The sequence below is a fragment of the Acidithiobacillus sulfurivorans genome (assembly GCF_018853815.1).
In the GTDB taxonomy this organism is placed as follows: Bacteria; Pseudomonadota; Gammaproteobacteria; order Acidithiobacillales; family Acidithiobacillaceae; genus Acidithiobacillus; species Acidithiobacillus sulfurivorans.
Genome location: NZ_JAAOMP010000148.1, coordinates 1 through 2,238, shown reverse-complemented (window position 1 = coordinate 2,238; position 2,238 = coordinate 1). Strand labels below are relative to the sequence as shown.

Annotated in this window: 2 protein-coding genes; one reads left to right on the top strand and one right to left on the bottom strand. The window is 51.6% G+C overall.

Annotation, left to right across the window (positions count from 1 at the left end; genetic code table 11):
• The coding region (locus HAP95_RS13420; RefSeq protein ID WP_215884664.1) for a DHA2 family efflux MFS transporter permease subunit at positions 1-1,221 on the bottom strand (1,221 nt) is incomplete at its 3' end.
• Between the two features lie 124 nt (positions 1,222-1,345).
• Between HAP95_RS13420 and HAP95_RS13415 the strand changes: the two genes are divergently transcribed.
• Positions 1,346-2,238: LysR substrate-binding domain-containing protein (locus HAP95_RS13415; RefSeq protein ID WP_264318855.1), on the top strand; the 893-nt coding region annotated here is incomplete at its 3' end.

The window sequence follows — 2,238 nt, the reverse complement described above, 5'->3', positions numbered from 1 at the left end:
CAAAAAGGCAGTGCCGCGCATTTCGGCAGGGCCGGATAATCCGGACAAGGCAATGGCGATGATGGATGGAAAGAGGCTGCCCAGGAATATTCCCACGAAAGCTTGTGGCCACAGTAATTCACTGAAAGAGGCCGGGTGATTGTAGGAGGAAACCCAAAAACTGGCGGCAGCAAACCCCAATAAGGAGATAATAGCCAGAACGCGTGCATCTACATGATTCAGCAGGCGTTGGGTCAGCATGAAACTGATTTTCGAAAAGATAGCCATGGGTAATATCAACAGGCCGACCATCCACGCGCTGTAGCCCATGACCAATTGAAATCCCACAATATAAATAGCGATGCTGCCCTGAAAAAACAGGGCGGTAAAAAACAGCACAATACTCCCGATCATGAAGTTACGTCGTTTCAGGAGGGTTAGTTCCAGTAAGGGATGCGTGCCATACCATTCCCAAATCACAAACAAAATCAGTGTGATCAGGCTGATAATGCCGAGAAAAAGAATAGTCTGGGAGCGCCACCAACTGATGACTTCCCCGGCATTAAGGGCTGACTCCAGAGTGGCCAGGGCAATCAGAAGTAAAAGCAGGCCCGGCCAGTCCAATGAGGGATGGCGGTGCTCCATTTCCCGACCGAATAACAAAATCGCAATGATGACAGCCACGCTGATGGCAATGGGTATATTCAGGTAAAACAGCCAGCGCCAACCGATGCTATCGGTGATCCAGCCACCAATAACCGGCCCCAGGGTAAAAGGGGTGAGAGCTGCAACTCCCCACAGCCCCAAGCCAATATTACGGCGATGTGCCTGATAATGGCGCAAGATAATCTGCAAGGAGACCGGGATGGTTAATCCACCCGAAAATCCTTGAAGAATACGGGCACTGAGAAAAGCATCATAGTGGCTGGTTTGCGCGCAGATGGCCGAAGCCAGAGCAAACGCGATAAAGGCACCCGATAAAACCCGCATTTCACCCCAACGCTGCAAAAACCAGGGAGAAGTCGGAAAGGCCAGGGCCATGGCCAGAAAAAAATCTGCCTGGGTCCAATCCGCAAAATCCGGGTTGACGCCCAAACTGCCAGCAACATGGGGTATCATGGGCAGATAGGCGCCAGTGTTGAACAGCACCAGAAAATGTCCGAGCCCAATCACCAGGTTCAGCAGCAATGCCATGCTGGTGCTGAGTGGGGAAACTGCCGGAGCATTCTGTGAAAAAGCCATGAATAGGAAACCGCTTCTATGCTGATTAAGTAAACGCGCCGATCATGCGGAGCATGAATACATAGGTCAAATTGGTAATATATATATAATCTATCGGGCATAGCGATATATGGAGACAGAACTTTTGTTAACCTTTCTGACAGTGGCCAAAAGTGGCGGGATTAGTGCAGCAGCGCGGATACTCCATCGCAGCCAACCTGCGGTTACTGAAAGATTGCAGAAATTGAGCCAGATGGTCGGAGAACCCTTGACGATTCGTCATGGTCGCGGTATTCAACTGACCCCCGCTGGTGAGGCGCTACTGACTACCGCCCAACGTATGCGTGAAGTCATCGACGAGTTCGAGGATATGATTTTACGTCGCCAACGCCTGCAAAGCGGGGTTTTACGCATCGCGGCTACCAATACCGTGGCCAACTATTTTTTACCGGAACGCCTGGTTGCTTTTCAGCAGCAATTTCCTGATGTGGAAATCCAGTTGCGCGGAGGGGTTATTGACTGGGAAAGCATTGCTTTGTCTGACTGGGATTTATTCTTTCTGGAAGGTGGTTTGGATCTGGAAGGTTTGCCTTCCTATTACTCCGTAACACCCTGGCTGGATGATGAAATCATGACGATATTTCCGCAAGGACACGCGTTGTTGCAACGCGATGTTCTGAATTTGGAAGATCTGATGGCCTATCCTCTGATCTGGCGCGAGTCGGGTTCCGGAATACGCCGCTCCGTCGAAAAAGTTTTTCGGGATGCCCGGTTGACGCCCAGACAGTCTATTGAGGTGACGGGTGTTGAGGCGGTCGGCGCTGCTGTGGATGCAGGACTGGGCATCGGTTTTGTGACAGCTGCCGCCTTGCTATGCCGAAAAGACTGGCGCGTACAGGCGCGGCGTCTACCCGCGCCGCTTGGCATCCAGTGGACCCTGTACATGGCCAGGCCACAACCAGCTTATCAGTCTCATACCATACGCGCTTTTTTGGAGTTTCTGGAAACCAGTGTCGTAGGACTACAGCCGATAGTTGG